Source organism: Clostridium sp. AF21-20LB (assembly GCF_003478795.1).
GTDB lineage: Bacteria > Bacillota > Clostridia > Lachnospirales > Lachnospiraceae > Otoolea > Otoolea fessa.
Map to the genome: position 1 here is coordinate 17,552 of NZ_QUGD01000030.1, position 15,023 is coordinate 32,574.

The window sequence follows — 15,023 nt, forward strand, 5'->3', positions numbered from 1 at the left end:
CCGCGTTTTGAAATTTGCCAAACAAAACGGCTTATTTTCTCTTTGCTTCTTACTACGGACAAAAATCAAAAATGCCAAACGCCGGGGCAGGAAAATTTCCCCCTCACTTACTACTACAATCTGAACAGGGCAAAATGGCCGGGAACGGAGCCGGGCAACAAAAAAAGCAGCAAATCTTTTTCAGACTTACTGCTTTCGCTGGCCGCGCCGGTGGCGGCTGGTATTCAGTTTTGAAAACTCATTTCATATTGGTATGATAAACGGAGAGTTATTGCGTTATGTTTTCAAAAGGAAACGATTGCTCCTTGAATATATCCCACAAAATATGCAATCGCTATACTTATCGCAATGCAGCATATACATAGTATTTCAGCAATAACCTTTTTCCCGGTTATTTTGTTTACAGACTTGCCGTAGTCAATAGTAGCCCATACCATTGAAAGTAAAAATAGAATTGCAATCCAATGAGTATGAAACGACAGTCCCATGCTAACAAATACATAGTTTGTGATGATGTAAAAGATGCTTCTAACTACAACTTCCGTCACTGTTGAAAGCTGATTTTTCATAAAACCTCTTGCCTCCTTAATTTTCTGCTTACTATCGGTCAAATCGAAACTTGAACAGTGCGGCAATTAACTTCTGCTTCACATATTCCTCAACCTCGGCGTTGACTTTCCCGTGTACTTTGGAACAGTATCGGATATATCCGGCGTAGTGGGAAAGAACGGTGTCGATTGCGTCCGGGTCGCCCTCATGCGCCTTGACGATTGTTTCATAGGGGAGAAGTTTATTCATACCGGCTCACCTCCATTTCCTTCCGAAGCCGTTGCAAGGCAAGCTGGATATGCCGCCCCGCTGTGCTGCGTGTCCGGCCGATATGTACGCCGATCACTCTCTGCGGCTGGCGCAGGAAGTAATAGCGGAAAATTTCTTCCTGTGCCTGCTCCGGCAAAAGGGCAAGGGCAGCGGCAAGTTCCGCATGGTACAGAACGGCGGTCTGGCCGCAGGCGGTAAAAAGGTATTCTTCAAGCTGTTCCGGCTCGGCAAGCTGGACAAACTTCTCATTCATCAGATAGTCAAGGGAAACTTCCCGTTCCCACCTCCGGCGCAGCTTCAAAATTATATCTATGGCGGCGTGACGAATGACAACCTTGCAAAAGGCGTTAAAGGTGTACTGGATATACACTTTGTAGGCTTCATCTTCGGTCATGGAAATTCCCCCTCTCTGATAATAGTGCGGGGCGGCAGCACTTTTTGCTGTCGCCCCTTGATTGCCTGTCTGCAAAGGCGGGCGGGGCTGTCAACGGCGGCGCGTATGCGCCGTTCATCTTGACCGTTGACTGGCTCGACTGGCTTTGCTATTCCGTTATCTCTTTCAGTTATTGTCAAAGGAAATGTAGATAGTTAGACTATTGGGTATGTAGCTGATACTTAACCACTTTTCGTCGTTTGATAAAAGCGTCCCGATAGAAACATAGTTTTCTCCCTCGATTTCCTCTGATACATTTTCAATTACGGAAAAGCCGTCTTGGTTCAAAAGCTCCATATACTCGTTATAGTCGTTTTCGCTAATGCCGGTAAGGTTGATATTGCAATTCTCATGTTCTGTATCAAGTGTAGCCCATGCAACCGTACCAGGCGCAACAGGAAGCCCCTCTGTGTACTCATTCGCAGGCCAAACACCCTCGTCCAATTTTGTAACACTATTAGATTGCGTATTGTTCTCATTGCTTGTCGGTGTAGATGATGTATTTTGATTAGAACACGCAGCCAAAAAAATCATAACCATGATTGTGAATACAGAAATATACTTCTTCATTGGTTACCTCCTGTTTTTGTGTATGGTTCGGATAATTAACAAAATAGCAATAGCTGTTGCTGCAAACCCAATAGCCAAAAGGATTTGCGAAATATCAAAGGCAAACGCGCCCTCAATCTGTATATTTGTTGTCGCGTCGGCTTGTCCGATTGCTCCTTCTGGTACTTTTCCTGATTGCGTAACAGCATATACCGAAAAGGCAGCAACCGCGATAACAAGCGTAGCAAGAGTAGAAATGATGCCGTTCCTTTTTTTCGATTTGGTGTTATCAATACCAAACTGTTCTGCGGTGCTGTCTGCAAATTCTTTTGGCGTCCCCAAACGCTGGATAATCTGCTGCTCTGTTTCTCCATGCTCCATAGCAGACGCAAAAACTTCATTTAAGTCACGCACAACCTCTTTTTTCATTTTGCGTGGTAAAGATAGTTCCTTTTCAACCTGTTTGATATATTGTTCTTTCATTTGGACACCCTCGCTTGTTGATAACTTTCTATAAAGCCATTTACGCAGTTTTCATAGCTTGACCAAAATAAGATTAGTTCATCAAGTACATTCCTGCCTTTATCCGTTAAAGAATAATACTTTTTTGAGCCGCCATTTGCCGCAGCCGGAGCCAACCGGCATTTGATTAGTTCTGCTTCCTGTAAACGATACAAAATGGGATAAATGGTTCCCTCTTTCGCATATCCCAAAACAGACGCACTATTGTTCAATTCGGTTATAATTTCATATCCATAAGTTTCCTTGCGTCCGATTAGGCATAAGAGTATCATTTCCAGAGAGCCTTTTTTGAATTGCTGGACATATTTGTTATTCATATCGTCGCCTCTCTTTAGTTTCGCTATTTAGGTTAGCTAAGTAGCAACTATATTATATCTCTTCCGAAGTATCAGAGTCAATAGGCTTAACGAAAAAGTTACAAAGTGTGTGCGTAAGATAATAACGGAATAGTGGGTTGCTGTCTATCAATTCTTGTATGTTACTTTATGGCACATGAGCATTTGCCGCAGGGTTGTCCGACCCGTAACCTTCCAGAAGGTTGATGACGCCCCACACCGCCAGACCGGCGCCAAGAGCCATGACCAGAATTTTAAGAATGTCGATTGCCTGATTGAAAAATTCCATATACGTTCCTCCATTTTGTTTGTTTGATGGTTTTGGGTACAAAAAAAGCCGCCCACATCGGCGGCGCTTCGGGTCATCATGGCCCGAAGTTACACGAACTCGTCGCTGTCCAGATCATCGAAGTTCAACAGGTCAGCTTCTTCGTCCGTGTCGGAGCCGTCCACTTCGTACACCGTGTATTCGTCCTCCGGCTTTAGTCTCAATGGCCGGTGGCGGAACAGGCTTTCCAAGCGGAAGGCGTTTTTCTTTTTATCAAATTCGGCTGTGTACTTGTAATTCGGGTGCTTTTTCAAGTCATACTTCGGGGACAGGAAGGGCGGGAGCCCCCGAAGCTGCAAGATACATTTATCCCCGGGCATGGTGGTGATCTCGCTGGTGGTCATCAGCTCCCGGCCAAGCCTCTGCATATTCTGGCTGTAACTTTCAGACTGTCCACGGCTTCGGCCCTCGGTCTGCATAGAGATGGTGGCCTTGCCCAGCCAGTTTTCCGAAATATCCTTTAGGGTGGAAGCCTCCCGGCCTCCGAGGAATACGATACTGTCCATGTTGCCCATGATGGTTTCGGAATGGTCTTTGTACAATGCCTTGCACTGGCTCATTGCCTGATAAAAAAGCGTCAGGCTGATCTCACGGGAGCGGATGACGGCCACGATCTTTTCCAGCCCCGGCACCTGCCCGGTGTTGGCTGCCTCGTCCCATAGCACCCGCACATGGTAGGGCAGACGCCCGCCATAGGTGTTGTCAGCCCGTTCACACAGAAGGTTGAACATCTGCGAAAAAGCGAGGGCAACCAAAAAATTGTAGGTGGTGTCCGTGTCGCTGATAAGAAAGAACAGCGCCGATTTTTCATCCCCCAGCTTATCCAGCTCCAGCTCGTCATAAGACATGATCTCCCGAAGCTGGGGAATATCAAAAGGAGCCAGTCTTGCACCGCAGGAAATCAAGATGCTTTTGGCTGTCTTGCCAGAGACGAAAAGTCAAGGACTTTTTCATCAAATTCACAAAGAAGTCACATTTTGAGGACTTCCTCACGGAGCAGACGCTTGATTTTGTCCTCCATCGTCTCTTTTGCGGTCTCGCTGAAATGGACACGGACGATATAGGTTGTCTTGCCGATCTGCTTTCTGACAGTCGGGCAAGTGGCGGTGTTAGTTGCAGTATTGTTCATTCAAAATCCTCCTGTAAATGAAAAATGCCCGGTGACTGTTCATCATCGGGCGGTGTCGGTATGATGGAACAAGGCAAGGCGGCAACATTAAGGTATCTATAAAACCTTGCCGTCTTTGCCACGCTTGCCGTGTTCCTGTTGTCAGTTTCGGAGATAGCAGACCCATGCTGTGCCATCTTTCTCGGTCACAAGTCTGTCCCCGATACGGCTCTTCGCCGTTCTCATGGTGCGTGAAGAAATCCCACGCTCATTGACTGCCTTTTCCAGCTCTGCGCTCGGCATACGCTTTCCATCTGCCAGCAGTTCCAGAATGAGCATTTGTGCTTGTGCGGTCTTGCTCTCGGTCTTGGCGGTGTCTGCCCCGGCAAGAAGCTCGTCAGCGGTAATGTCATAAGCTCCTATCCATTCAAAGCCTTTCTCGTCTCCCAGAGAAAAGGCAAGGGACTGTCCGGGCGGCGCAAGGGAGCTTTTCTCATGGATAAGCACCCTCGTTGTCGGACTGTCCTTCAGCTTGCCAATAAACAGCAGACTGCGGACTGCCGCCGTAATGTCGATAGACCCCAATCCCCGGTAGGTGCTTTGCGTTCCTGCGGCTTTGTTGAGGTGTCCGATCAGCACGATAGCGCACCCGGTAGCCTGTGCAATGTCTCCCAGACTGCGGAAGATGGGACGGACTTCATTTGCCCGGTTCATGTCCACATCTGCGCTCAGAAACGCCTGCACCGGGTCAATGATAACCAGCCTTGCGTTGTTTTCCCGGATTGCCCTTGCTATGCGCTCATCGGCAAGGGTCAGCGGCGTGTCTCTATCGTCAATGACAAGCACTCTTTCAAGGTCTGCGTTCGCTTCCATCAGTCTGGGCTTGACGGTATCGCCCAGACCGTCCTCGGCGGTTTGATAGATGATGTTGAACGGCTCAAGGGTTTCCATACCGGGCAAGGGCTTTCGGTTGGTGCAAGCCGCCGCAAGACGCATGGCAAAGTAGGTCTTGCCCTCGCCGGGATTGCCCTGTATGATCGTCAGCTTTCCAAAGGGGATATACGGAAACCATAGCCAATCCACGCTCGTCAGCTCCACATCTGCCATACGGAGCATGGGGACAGGCTGGGCGGTGGGCAGCTCTCGCAGCGTGATTGTCTCGGCTATGAATTTGCGGCTGGGAATGTCCCCTTGCTGACGGAGAACATCGTTCCAGTCTTTTCTTGCCGGGACAAGGCGAATGACGGCGATCTCGCCGGGAATGTCCTGTGCCAGCCGGGTGCAGGCTTCACTTCCTGCGGTGTCGCTGTCAAGGCAGAGGAACACTTTTCGGGTGTCCTTGCGTTCAGAAAGAAAACGGTCAAGGGCTTTGCCTGAAACGCCGCCCAGGGCAAGGTAGCTCCTTGTCTGCCAGTCCTGCGGATAAAGGCAGATAAAGGACAAAAGGTCAATCGGCGCTTCAAAGACAAAGAGCTGGTTGCCGTTTCCCTCATAGCGGAACGGATAGGACTTGTCAGACCCGGCAATGTCCTGCCTGAATGGGTCTGCCGTTCCTCGCACATGGGCGTATCTCGGCGTACCGCTTCGGTCTCTGCCGACAAACACAACATTGTGCCGCTTTGCGTCCTCGTAAATATCCCCGGAAAGAAGAAAAGCCTCAACAAGCGTTTTGTTGAGACCTCGGCTTTCGCAAAGATATTGAATTGCTCTGTCGGCTGTTCTGTTGTGCAAGGGCAAGTGAAACGCTGTGGGCGGTGCTGTGCTGGCTTCGCTCTGTCCCTCGGCGCTTTCGCCGGTTAAGAGCTGGACTGCTTCGGGAAAGGACTTGCCGTAAAACTCCATGACAAAATCAATGGGATAGCCGCCCTTGCTCTGGCTGTGGCGAAACCATTTGTTTCCCCGGACGGTCAGGCTGTCATGTTCTTTCCAGCGGTATTCCCGTCCGCTTTTGATAAGTGTCTCTCCCTGTGTGCGGAGAAAATCTTCCAGACTGACGGCGTTTGCCCGGTCAATCTGTGCTTGGGTATAATTCATCGGGATAGTTCCTCCTTTTTGTGTCGTGTTTGGGGTCGATTTTGGAGCATTTGTTCCTCTGTGCGCTCGTTAAATCGGGCGGCAGTATCTACACATGACTTGACCTTCCAAAGGCGGTGTAAATCGTCTCTGACGGTCTTAAACTCGCCATAGGTGGTGTTGTGCGCCTGTTCCAGCTCGTCATACTCTTCGGTCAGCTTTTTCATATCCACCTTGCCGTCCGGGAACTCCCCAGTCAGCTTGCGTCTGGCGGCGTAGAACTGTTTCAGTTCCGCTTCATGCTCTGCCTTGTACTTGGCTCTGGGCTTCTCAAACTTGATTTTCTGCAAGCCGTCATAGACAGGCTTCAAGCTCTGGAAAGCAGCAGAGCTGTCATAGATCTGCTTAATTGCTTTCATTCGGGCGGTCTGTTCGTCCAGCGTTTTCTTCAAGCTCTCTGTGGCAGCACTGTGTTCGCTGACACGGCTTTCCAAATCTTCAAGAGTGTAAATGCCGTTTGCCCGGAGATAATTGAAAGTCTCGTTCATCTCCTTTAGGTTGCTGACCTTGCCTTTCTGCGAATATGCCCCGGCTCTGCGCTTGGTGTAATAGGCGTTCAGCAGAGAAACAAGGTCGGGTGCCTGCGGCTTGGCAAGCTCCGCTTTTGCTTCGGCAATCCAATCAAACAGGAGAGCGATTTTCTTCTTGATGTCCCGGATAACGGCATTGGTTGCTCTGATCCAGCGGTTGAACTCGCCTTTCTCGGTGCGTATGCCTTTCTTCTCCATTGCCCGGACGGTTGCGCCCTCATGGACGGTGGGAAGAAGCTCCACGCCCTGACGCTCATAGCTTCGGTGGTCGATACGAACATCAAGCCCTTTCTCCGCAAACTTGGCGTTGCATAGTTCCGCCCATGTCTGCCGCCAATGTTCCAGCGTTTCGGGACTGCCCCAGTCGGTAGTGGGAACGGCGTTGAACACAAACTTTCCGTCTGCGTCTCGGATACGGTTGCCGTCCTCGTCCAGCTCATACACCCGGCGTTGCTTTAGTCCCCATTTGCCGTTCTGCTCGATGGGGCGGATGGGGCAAAGCACATGAAAATGCGGGTTTGGTATGCCGCCGTCCTCCCGGTCTGGCTGGTGTACGGCGAAGTCAACCACCATGCCACGGCTCACAAAGTTCTCCAACAAAAATTGCCTTGCAAGAGCGATGTTTTCCTCAAGGGAAAATTCATTCTGCAAGGCAATGTCAAAGCTGTATGCAAGCTGGGCGTTCTTTCCACGCTCGGCTTTTTCCACGGCGTTCCATAGGGTCTGGCGGTCTGCGTATTCTGGCGGTGCATGGGACGGCAGGAGAATATCGGAGCAGATCACGCCGCCCTTGCGGGTGTAGTCGCTGTATTCGCCGTAATACTCGCTATACAATCGCTCCCCGGCACGGTAGGCGGCAGAAGCAATAGCGGACTGTCCTGCGCTTCGCTTAGTCTGCGTGACGCTCAGATGAAATAGTGCCATCGGCTTTCAACTCCTTTTCTCTGTTTGCTTGGCTGATATGGGTAATCGCCATGTGACGGACGGCTCGCTGGACTTCGGGCAGAGAAAAGATGTACTCCATCAGCTCCGTCATTTCGGTGCGTGTGAGATCTTTGAACTCCGGGGCAAGGCTCTCAATCGTGCCGCCCAGATTGCAAAGACGGTGGGTGCGCTTTTGTCTCTCGCCTTTCTCCAGATACTTCTTTCTGTTCTCCAGACGCTCCAGCTTGTGCTGTTCCTGTGCAAGCTGTGTCTCGACCTGTTCCTTTTCGGCTCGGAGCTGTTCAAGGTTTTTCGGTTTTGCCATTTTTCGTGACCTCCTTTTTTGAAAATGGGGATAAAAAAAGACCGTCAACTTTTCGCAGATTGCGACCAGTCAACGGTCAGTTTTTCGGTATTCAGTTGTTGTGTTCAGTTCGGTAAATTGAAGTTGGTCAAAGTTGTTGGCGAAGATATTCCACAACATTTCCATTCGTATCATAGAAACAGATGTTTCCTACATTGAGGGGCAGGACAATGGCGAAAGGCTTGCCACTATCAATATCAATCACCTGAATGCCGTTGCCATCATCTACTTCAAGTCGAACAATATTTTGGGTATTCATTGAGATAAATGCCCTTTCGTTATTTCCCTCAACAACAAACTCTGCAATGTAATCATCAACCTCAACTATATCTCCACCACCACGGAAGAAATATCCAAAAGACAAGCCAGGGCGATTTACATAGACAGAAAAAGTGTGGTCTGTCTTGTCCTGTGGGTAAGAAATAAATGCAGCCATTGTGTCGGAAATGCTTCCATCAACAATCCAATCATCCAAAATTTTTTGAGATTGGCGAATGTCTGCTTCTAAACTGTTTGCGGTTTTACCAATGTCATTGTTTGCATAAAGGAAACCGAAAACCAACACACAAGCCAAAATAACACCCAAGAGGATTATGGGTAATTTCTTTTTCATAGAATCACACTCCTTTATCAAATTAAGATTCTTGATTTTCAAACTTGCTGGCGGCGAACGGTTTGTCAAAACCGTTTGCGGACGGCAAGTCCACAGGGGATAGCCGCTTTAGCGGCGCAAGGGGGTGTAGCCACCTTGACGGAACGAAGTGACGCAACATTCTCGGTCATGCAGTTTTCTTCTGCTGACGGAGAATGAGCTCCGCAGGACGCACTACTCTCGACAGAGAGTATAGAAGTGCGCCCTTAGAGTTCTAAGGGTATTTTTAGATAATTGGGAATGTTTCTTTGTCAAACTGCGTAACATTGAACACGATACGCCACTCGACATCATCACCAACCGGTTCAAAGTGCAGAGCAGAACAAGCAGCATGAAGTTTTTCTTGTGAATTTGTTCCATATATAACTGCTGTCGGACCATCTGCACCACCAATAACACCAACAACAAAACAGGAACTACTGCCAACTGGACGGAACGAATGATCGTCTGGTGTAACTTCTATCGGTCTATCGCCTTCATCACAATCAAAAACCGAAATGTTCTCCATCGGTTCAGGGGTAAGTGTATAACTCATGGCAATATAATGTGTCGGATAAATCCAGCGATCAGAACCAAAACTATTTTGAGGAACTGTCTGCTGTTCTATTTCCTGCACGGTCAGTGTATGGGTTATTCCGCTAACAGGATGGGAAAACATAAATGAATCTCCGGGTGCGTGAACTTTGAAATGTGAGCCTGGAACTTGTCCTGGTTGCTGCTCCATTGTAAGAAAAAGTTTATTGATTTCAGGGTGATGCTTGGTTCCCCAAGGAAATACGTCTCTGCATATGACCCAGCCATAAGTACTATCCAGCCCATAATGGTCGATTGCCCATTTTGCTTCCAACTCATTGATAACGCCATCTGGCAGACAAGGATTAAAGCTCACAGCGCAGCCATGGGTTGTCTGTAATATTTTCTCGTTTAACTTCAAGCAAGGTTTGAAGTTAAAACAAAGTGGGTTTTCCCATTCCATCTGCATCTGTTGCTCACGGGTAAAATTTTCACATGAGTCATTTTCCCAGTCCAGATTCCATTTTTTCATGAAGTCACGGATGCTTTCTGAATCAACTCGCATACAAAAATCAACGACAAGTCCTTTGCTACATGAATAAGCTGCCGGAATTACCCAATGATATCCAGCCCAATCGAATTGTTTATCCAGCTTGATCTCTTTTCCGGCACGGTCTTTACCTCGATGTCCCCAGAAATCTCCATCAAAGTAGACCTTCCATTCAGGGGCAACCAATTCTGCTTCTGAAGTCATATCATTATCGTAATAATCTTCTGTGTATTTAATCTGACTGTAATCAAAGGAAGATTGCAGGTTTTTGATATATGTCCACGGTTGTTCCATAGGCAACAAATTCATCTTCTCTGAAATTTCCGATAAAGTTTGCTGTTGTTCCTGGGTTGTAGGGTTTTCATTGAGAAAGGCTTCAAACTGTGCTTCGTTCCACATCCACGCTTGTTCCACTGCCGCCACATCACCACAAGCCAGTATAAGCCGCAGAAAGTCGGTAAAATTTTCAGCTACTGGATGAACATAATCAGGAGAAGTATTCATGGGGCTGACAGAGAAAACCATCTCTCCAAATCCACGAATGAAACAGAAGTGGATACCATCTATCCCTGCCCATCCAAAAACCGATGCCCCTTTTGGGGTACAAAAATAATTTGTATTATCCTCACGGAGTTCAACTCCCACAGGACTTAAATCGACACCCCGCTGTAAAAATTTTTTCAAAATTCTATTCATTAAGCATCCCCCATAAAATTAGTGCTATCACGCTCTTGATTGTAGTAAATTTTATCACAAGAGTGTGAATAAATCTACTGGCGAATGCTGAAACCGCCCGAACAGTTTCTTTCTGCTCAGGCGGCTTTCTTCATCCATTTTTCTTTCTTCTGCTGCACTTGTTCATGGGCTTCCTGCTGAACATCAGCCCAGCGGAAAAGCCATACTTGAAGTGACTTTCACTTTCTACACATTGGGCGATTGCTGTCTGCGCCCGGAGTTCCTGCACCAGCTCATAGTCCTCTTTGCTGAGCCGCTGGGACAACTGCTCCATGAGCTTTTCACAGGCTATGACTGCCTTTCGGTATTCCGGTGATGTAGGTACAACTGTCTCGCAGGGATAAAACTCCCCATTATACATGGCTTCCAAAATCATAGCTTTACCTCTCTCAACAGTAGATTAGTTCCGTCTTGATGATTTCCTCTGCCCGGCAGCGGATGGAGTTCATTGACTGCACCCATAACATCTGATTTTCCGCTTTCATGGCTTCGGTCACGCCCTCGGCTTTCATCATCTGCCGGATAATCAAGTCCAGCCTGTCTGCCGCCTGCTCGTTCAGATCGGCAACGACGGTGTGGAGGCTGCCGGACAAAATTAGCTCGTTGTAAAGCATGGGACGGTGCAATTTCAGATAGGACTGGTGCAAGCGTCCCCAATGCCCAATAGGTCGGCGTTCCTCCGGCAGCTTCAAGTCCGGCACATAGTAGTCGCCCACCAACACATAGTCCATACCGTTCTCATGGATTCTCGGTTTCAACTCTTTCATAAAATCACGCTCCCTTTCTCGGTCCCAGCTGCGGCAAACTGCTCACCGGGATAAATACCCCTCTGGCAATATCCTCGGTGCGGATTGCCTGTTTTCTGGCTTCAATCTCCGCTTTTTTCTTGGCTTTCGTGCGCTCCTCATACTCTTTCTGTTTACCATTGGCTTTCCGCTTCAAGTAGTTCTGGTGGAGCCTGTCCTTGCGTTCCTCACGCTTGCGGATTTCCTCTAATTCCTCCGGGGTAAGCTCCACTTCGCCAAACGCAGGGGGAACGAAACGACCCACGAAATTGAAGTAAATCTCGACCTCCTGTGTGGTCTGAATACTGCCCTTGCGGTCACGCTCATGCACAAGGATTTTCTCAATAAACTCATTGAGCATGGCAATGGTCAGCTTGTCGAAGTTCTCATACTTGTCAATCAGAGCGATAAAACGGTCAGCGTCCTTTTCGTGCTTCTCGTAGCTCTTGATAGCCTTTTCCAGATCGGAGATTTCAACGGTAAGCTCGGACTGTTCCTTTTCGTATTGAGCGTCCAGAGTGGCGTATCTGCTGTCGGACAGCTTTCCTAAAATGTTGTCCTCATAGATTTTGCAGAGCAGGACTTCCAGCTCGGAAACTCTCTGCTTTGCGGTGGCAAGGCGTGTCCGCTGTTTCTTGACCTCTGCCGTCTGCTGGCTGGACTGCGCTTCCTGCACCACACGGACAAACTCGGCTCGGTCATGCTTCGCATACTCGGCAATGGCTTTCAGCATTTCAGAGACAAGGGACAGTACCACATCTTCATTGATACGGTGCTGTGTCGTGCAGAGCTTTCCAACTGGGACTTTGCTGTATTGGGAACAGGTATATTGAGAAATACGCTTGCCGTTGTTGGTGCGGTGGACATACATCTTGCCACCGCAATCGGCGCAATAGAGCAAGCCCGTGAGGGGAGCCGCTTCGCCCCAGCCGTCTGGGTAGCGTCTGACATTCCCACGGATTTTCTGCACAAGGTCAAAGGTCTGCTGGTCAATGATAGGCTCATGGGTATTCTCGAAAATTGTCCATTCGTCCTCCGGGACATAATGGCTTTTCTTGTCCTTGAAGTGCTTTCGGGTCTTGAAGTTGATGGTGTGTCCCAGATATTCACGCTTTTCAAGAATGTTGCAGATGGTGGAAGAACCCCAGCCGTACACATCTTTGAAGGTCTTATTTTTGTTCACGCCCTCGCCGTGCCGGGCAAGGTAAGCGGACGGAATGAGGACTTTTTCTTCTTTCAGCTTGCTGGCGATCTGATACGGACCGTAGCCGTCAATCGTCATGGCAAAGATGCGCTTGACCACCTCGGCGGCTTCGGGGTCAACCAACCATTGGTCTCTGGCTTCGTTCCAAAGATAGCCGTAAATGACCGTGCCTGTGAGGTGCTTGCCGGACTTGCCTTTGGACTGGAAAGTGGAACGGATTTTACGGCTGGTGTCTCTGGCGTAGTATTCGTTCATAATGTTGCGGAAAGGGGTAAAATCATCGTCCCCTCTGGCACTGTCCACGCCATCATTGATGGCGATAAGGCGAACGCCACGCTGACGCAGGATTTCCATAATCTGACCGACTTTCAGATAGTCACGACCCATGCGGCTCATGTCCTTGATGCACAAATACTCCACATTCCCGGCTTCCACTTCTTTCATCATTGCTAAAAATCCGGGACGGTCAAAGCAAGTACCACTAATGCCATCGTCCGTGAAATGGACAATGTTTGTAAAGCCCTGCCGTGCGGCGAACTCCTCCAACATTGCCTTTTGATTGGATATGGAATTGCTCTCACGCTGTTGGTCATCATCTTTGCCAAAGTCATCACGGCTCAGTCGTTCGTACAGAGCTGTGATTTTCTCATTTTTTCTCATAACTTGCGCTCCTTTCTTCGGTTTTAGGTTGTGTGTTCTAAGAGACTTCCCAACCGCTTGATTAAGAAGTCTTTTAGAGCATACAACACCGCTGGCGAGCTTGTATTTCTTATACTGCCTCACGGCGAAGTGCTGGGGGCTGCGGCGTTCCAACCCGTCAAACATATAGTCCACCGCGTTTTTGAAGGTTTCGTCATCCTCCCGGACTTCCATGCTGTTTATCATTTCCACCAGCGTATTCATGTTGCGTTCTTCCTCCGGCCCCTCAAAGACGATGTAGGACACAAGGGCGCAGTACAAGAGGGTTTCTGCTTTTGTCCAGAACTCGTCGCCCTCCTTGCCGTCGCCTTTGGTGTTGGCAATCAGGGCGGTAACAAATTTCAAAACATCGCTTTCTGTCTTGATATAGGCCAGCGGATTGTAGTGCATGGATTTTGAAAAGTCGATACTGCTGAACACCCGCACCCTGTATTTCTCCCGTTGCAGAAACCGCCCGCACTGGTCGAGAGTGCCGCCCTTCGGGTCTACCACCACATACGAGGAATGGGCTTGAAGGAGCTGCGGGGTCAACCAGAACCTTGTCTTTCCCGAGCCGGACGATCCGATGACACAGGCGTTTAGGTTCCGGGCATTGGCGGGTATCTTCGGACGGGTGTTCATGGTAAGGAACTCCGTCCCGGTCAGAATGACATTGTTCTGAAATTTAGGGTCAACAAATGGCTTTATATCTTCCTTTGTTCCAAAGCGGGCGGTGCCGTACTCCGCATCCCGCCGGAATTTTTTCGCCTGCCTGATCTTTGACTGTATCAGCAGATACATCCCAGCCGCACCGGCAAGGCCCACCAGCAGGTCAATACCTCCCTGCCCCGGCCAGTAGGTTTCAAAGGCTTTGGGGAAGGTATCAAGCATCCCCATGAGCTTTGTCCCGAAGTCTGTGCCGGGGGCGATCCGGTAGGCCGTCCCGATTTTGGAGAAAAACCAGAACACAAAGAGGTACGGCAGGTTTGGGAGCACATATTTTCTGATCTTGTCACTCAACGTCCGTCCTTCACCGCCTCTCTGGTTCGCTGCTTTTCCTTTGCCTGTGTCCTGATCTGCTCCGTGAATTTCCGAAGCTGGCCGAGGATGGAAGCCTTGTCCTGCTCTTTGTTCAGCACCTTTGCGCTGTACTTCTGGAAGGCCGCCGTGATAGCGTCCGCCTGATTAGCCTTGAAAAACAGCAGGTAATGACCGGGGCTCACTTTATGGAAAGCGTAGTCCACATGGAACTCCTTCGCAATCCGGTCAAAATCCTTTGGAGCTCCCACATAGGGCATGGCACTTTTGCCGCCATAGTGGTTCATCAGCTTTTTCACGCTCTGGCGTCCCTGCGGGGTCAGCGCCTTCCGGTGGTGCTTTTGTACCGCCCGCGCCACCTTCCCAAGCGCGGCAGCCAGCACCTTTCCCGTGAGCTTCGTTGTCCTGATCGAAAGGGCAACCGTTTTTTGGTTTACTTCTTCCTGCATAAAACCTCCTTTCCGTCGGGGTTCCCGCTATCCGGGAGGCCCCCGTACAGTCTCGGGGAACAGAAAACCTCGGGCCAATGTGGCCCGAGGCTTACCGTTCGGCATCCCTGCCGGACGGAGCTTTCTTTTCCGGCTCCGTCTGGACTTTTTCGCCCTGTTCCCGCATGGTCTGCAAGATAGAGGGCTTCTTTTGAAGCTGGGAAGGCTTTTCACCGGACAGCGGCTTGATACATTCCAAGCGGTCAGCCGCCCGGATGGCGTTGTCCGTGAGCTGCCTCTGCCATGCGCCTACACTGGGAGCCCAGCGGAAACCGCTGCTTTTCAACTCGGCCCGGGTGTCCGCGTCAGGCTTTCCGTCAAAGAACACCTGCAAGCGGTTGTCCTCCCGGTTCATTTCCACACGACCCCCATCGAACTCCCAGCCGGAAAATTCC

General features: G+C 49.4%; 16 protein-coding genes and 3 pseudogenes. All 19 read right to left on the bottom strand.

Features of this window, described 5'->3' with window-relative positions; all coding sequences use genetic code 11:
- Positions 1-284: 284 nt before the first annotated feature.
- Positions 285-569: a hypothetical protein gene (locus tag DWX76_RS12280; RefSeq protein ID WP_117530247.1), complete on the bottom strand. Its 285-nt coding sequence runs from the start codon at positions 567-569 to the stop codon at positions 285-287.
- 31 nt (positions 570-600) lie between these two features.
- Complete coding sequence (locus DWX76_RS12285; protein WP_117530248.1) at positions 601-798, bottom strand: helix-turn-helix domain-containing protein; 198 nt, start codon at positions 796-798, stop codon at positions 601-603.
- Positions 791-1,213, bottom strand: a complete 423-nt coding sequence (locus tag DWX76_RS12290; protein WP_117530249.1) for a sigma-70 family RNA polymerase sigma factor — start codon at positions 1,211-1,213, stop codon at positions 791-793. Before DWX76_RS12290 ends, DWX76_RS12285 begins: the two co-directional genes overlap by 8 nt.
- A 165-nt stretch (positions 1,214-1,378) precedes the next feature.
- Positions 1,379-1,822 carry a hypothetical protein gene (locus DWX76_RS12295; RefSeq protein ID WP_117530250.1) on the bottom strand — a complete coding sequence of 148 codons (444 nt, stop codon included), beginning with the start codon at positions 1,820-1,822 and terminating at the stop codon, positions 1,379-1,381.
- 3 nt (positions 1,823-1,825) lie between these two features.
- Positions 1,826-2,284 carry a DUF1700 domain-containing protein gene (locus DWX76_RS12300; protein WP_117530251.1) on the bottom strand — a complete coding sequence of 153 codons (459 nt, stop codon included), beginning with the start codon at positions 2,282-2,284 and terminating at the stop codon, positions 1,826-1,828.
- Positions 2,281-2,640: a PadR family transcriptional regulator gene (locus DWX76_RS12305; protein ID WP_015534245.1), complete on the bottom strand. Its 360-nt coding sequence runs from the start codon at positions 2,638-2,640 to the stop codon at positions 2,281-2,283. Before DWX76_RS12305 ends, DWX76_RS12300 begins: the two co-directional genes overlap by 4 nt.
- A 178-nt stretch (positions 2,641-2,818) precedes the next feature.
- Positions 2,819-2,947, bottom strand: a pseudogene (locus DWX76_RS12310) (Maff2 family protein); the annotation flags it as partial.
- Between the two features lie 89 nt (positions 2,948-3,036).
- Positions 3,037-3,915: pseudogene (locus DWX76_RS12315) on the bottom strand (TraM recognition domain-containing protein); the annotation flags it as partial.
- Positions 3,916-3,956: 41 nt separating this feature from the next.
- Positions 3,957-4,115: a transposon-encoded TnpW family protein gene (locus DWX76_RS12320; protein ID WP_118570782.1), complete on the bottom strand. Its 159-nt coding sequence runs from the start codon at positions 4,113-4,115 to the stop codon at positions 3,957-3,959.
- Positions 4,116-4,256: 141 nt separating this feature from the next.
- Positions 4,257-6,128 carry an AAA family ATPase gene (locus DWX76_RS12325; RefSeq protein WP_118570783.1) on the bottom strand — a complete coding sequence of 624 codons (1,872 nt, stop codon included), beginning with the start codon at positions 6,126-6,128 and terminating at the stop codon, positions 4,257-4,259.
- A complete protein-coding gene (gene mobQ / locus DWX76_RS12330; protein ID WP_112116288.1) occupies positions 6,125-7,621 on the bottom strand; it encodes a MobQ family relaxase in 1,497 nt (498 codons plus the stop codon). The genes DWX76_RS12325 and mobQ overlap by 4 nt, the downstream gene beginning before the upstream one ends.
- Complete coding sequence (locus DWX76_RS12335; protein ID WP_112116290.1) at positions 7,587-7,946, bottom strand: DUF3847 domain-containing protein; 360 nt, start codon at positions 7,944-7,946, stop codon at positions 7,587-7,589. The genes mobQ and DWX76_RS12335 overlap by 35 nt, the downstream gene beginning before the upstream one ends.
- Before the next feature lie 127 nt (positions 7,947-8,073).
- A complete protein-coding gene (locus DWX76_RS12340) occupies positions 8,074-8,598 on the bottom strand; it encodes a hypothetical protein (RefSeq protein WP_015516227.1) in 525 nt (174 codons plus the stop codon).
- Between the two features lie 265 nt (positions 8,599-8,863).
- A complete protein-coding gene (locus tag DWX76_RS12345; RefSeq protein ID WP_015573038.1) occupies positions 8,864-10,396 on the bottom strand; it encodes a hypothetical protein in 1,533 nt (510 codons plus the stop codon).
- 130 nt (positions 10,397-10,526) lie between these two features.
- Positions 10,527-10,811, bottom strand: coding sequence for a DUF6809 family protein (locus DWX76_RS12350; RefSeq protein ID WP_118570784.1), 285 nt, complete (start codon positions 10,809-10,811; stop codon positions 10,527-10,529).
- Positions 10,812-10,824: 13 nt separating this feature from the next.
- A complete protein-coding gene (locus DWX76_RS12355) occupies positions 10,825-11,202 on the bottom strand; it encodes a TnpV protein (protein WP_021630767.1) in 378 nt (125 codons plus the stop codon).
- Positions 11,203-11,206: 4 nt separating this feature from the next.
- On the bottom strand, positions 11,207-14,122 hold the full coding sequence (locus tag DWX76_RS12360) for a DUF4368 domain-containing protein (RefSeq protein WP_118570785.1): 2,916 nt from the start codon (positions 14,120-14,122) through the stop codon (positions 11,207-11,209).
- Positions 14,119-14,589 carry a PcfB family protein gene (locus DWX76_RS12365; protein WP_007887898.1) on the bottom strand — a complete coding sequence of 157 codons (471 nt, stop codon included), beginning with the start codon at positions 14,587-14,589 and terminating at the stop codon, positions 14,119-14,121. The genes DWX76_RS12360 and DWX76_RS12365 overlap by 4 nt, the downstream gene beginning before the upstream one ends.
- A 91-nt stretch (positions 14,590-14,680) precedes the next feature.
- Positions 14,681-15,023, bottom strand: a pseudogene (locus DWX76_RS12370) (hypothetical protein); the annotation flags it as partial.

Bases quoted from the DNA above. Each gene is read 5' to 3' on its own strand.
- DWX76_RS12280 (WP_117530247.1), bottom strand. From the start codon at position 569: ATGAAAAATCAGCTTTCAACAGTGACGGAAGTTGTAGTTAGAAGCATC.
- DWX76_RS12285 (WP_117530248.1), bottom strand. From the start codon at position 798: ATGAATAAACTTCTCCCCTATGAAACAATCGTCAAGGCGCATGAGGGC.
- DWX76_RS12290 (WP_117530249.1), bottom strand. From the start codon at position 1,213: ATGACCGAAGATGAAGCCTACAAAGTGTATATCCAGTACACCTTTAAC.
- DWX76_RS12295 (WP_117530250.1), bottom strand. From the start codon at position 1,822: ATGAAGAAGTATATTTCTGTATTCACAATCATGGTTATGATTTTTTTG.
- DWX76_RS12300 (WP_117530251.1), bottom strand. From the start codon at position 2,284: ATGAAAGAACAATATATCAAACAGGTTGAAAAGGAACTATCTTTACCA.
- DWX76_RS12305 (WP_015534245.1), bottom strand. From the start codon at position 2,640: ATGAATAACAAATATGTCCAGCAATTCAAAAAAGGCTCTCTGGAAATG.
- DWX76_RS12320 (WP_118570782.1), bottom strand. From the start codon at position 4,115: ATGAACAATACTGCAACTAACACCGCCACTTGCCCGACTGTCAGAAAG.
- DWX76_RS12325 (WP_118570783.1), bottom strand. From the start codon at position 6,128: ATGAATTATACCCAAGCACAGATTGACCGGGCAAACGCCGTCAGTCTG.
- mobQ (WP_112116288.1), bottom strand. From the start codon at position 7,621: ATGGCACTATTTCATCTGAGCGTCACGCAGACTAAGCGAAGCGCAGGA.
- DWX76_RS12335 (WP_112116290.1), bottom strand. From the start codon at position 7,946: ATGGCAAAACCGAAAAACCTTGAACAGCTCCGAGCCGAAAAGGAACAG.
- DWX76_RS12340 (WP_015516227.1), bottom strand. From the start codon at position 8,598: ATGAAAAAGAAATTACCCATAATCCTCTTGGGTGTTATTTTGGCTTGT.
- DWX76_RS12345 (WP_015573038.1), bottom strand. From the start codon at position 10,396: ATGAATAGAATTTTGAAAAAATTTTTACAGCGGGGTGTCGATTTAAGT.
- DWX76_RS12350 (WP_118570784.1), bottom strand. From the start codon at position 10,811: ATGATTTTGGAAGCCATGTATAATGGGGAGTTTTATCCCTGCGAGACA.
- DWX76_RS12355 (WP_021630767.1), bottom strand. From the start codon at position 11,202: ATGAAAGAGTTGAAACCGAGAATCCATGAGAACGGTATGGACTATGTG.
- DWX76_RS12365 (WP_007887898.1), bottom strand. From the start codon at position 14,589: ATGCAGGAAGAAGTAAACCAAAAAACGGTTGCCCTTTCGATCAGGACA.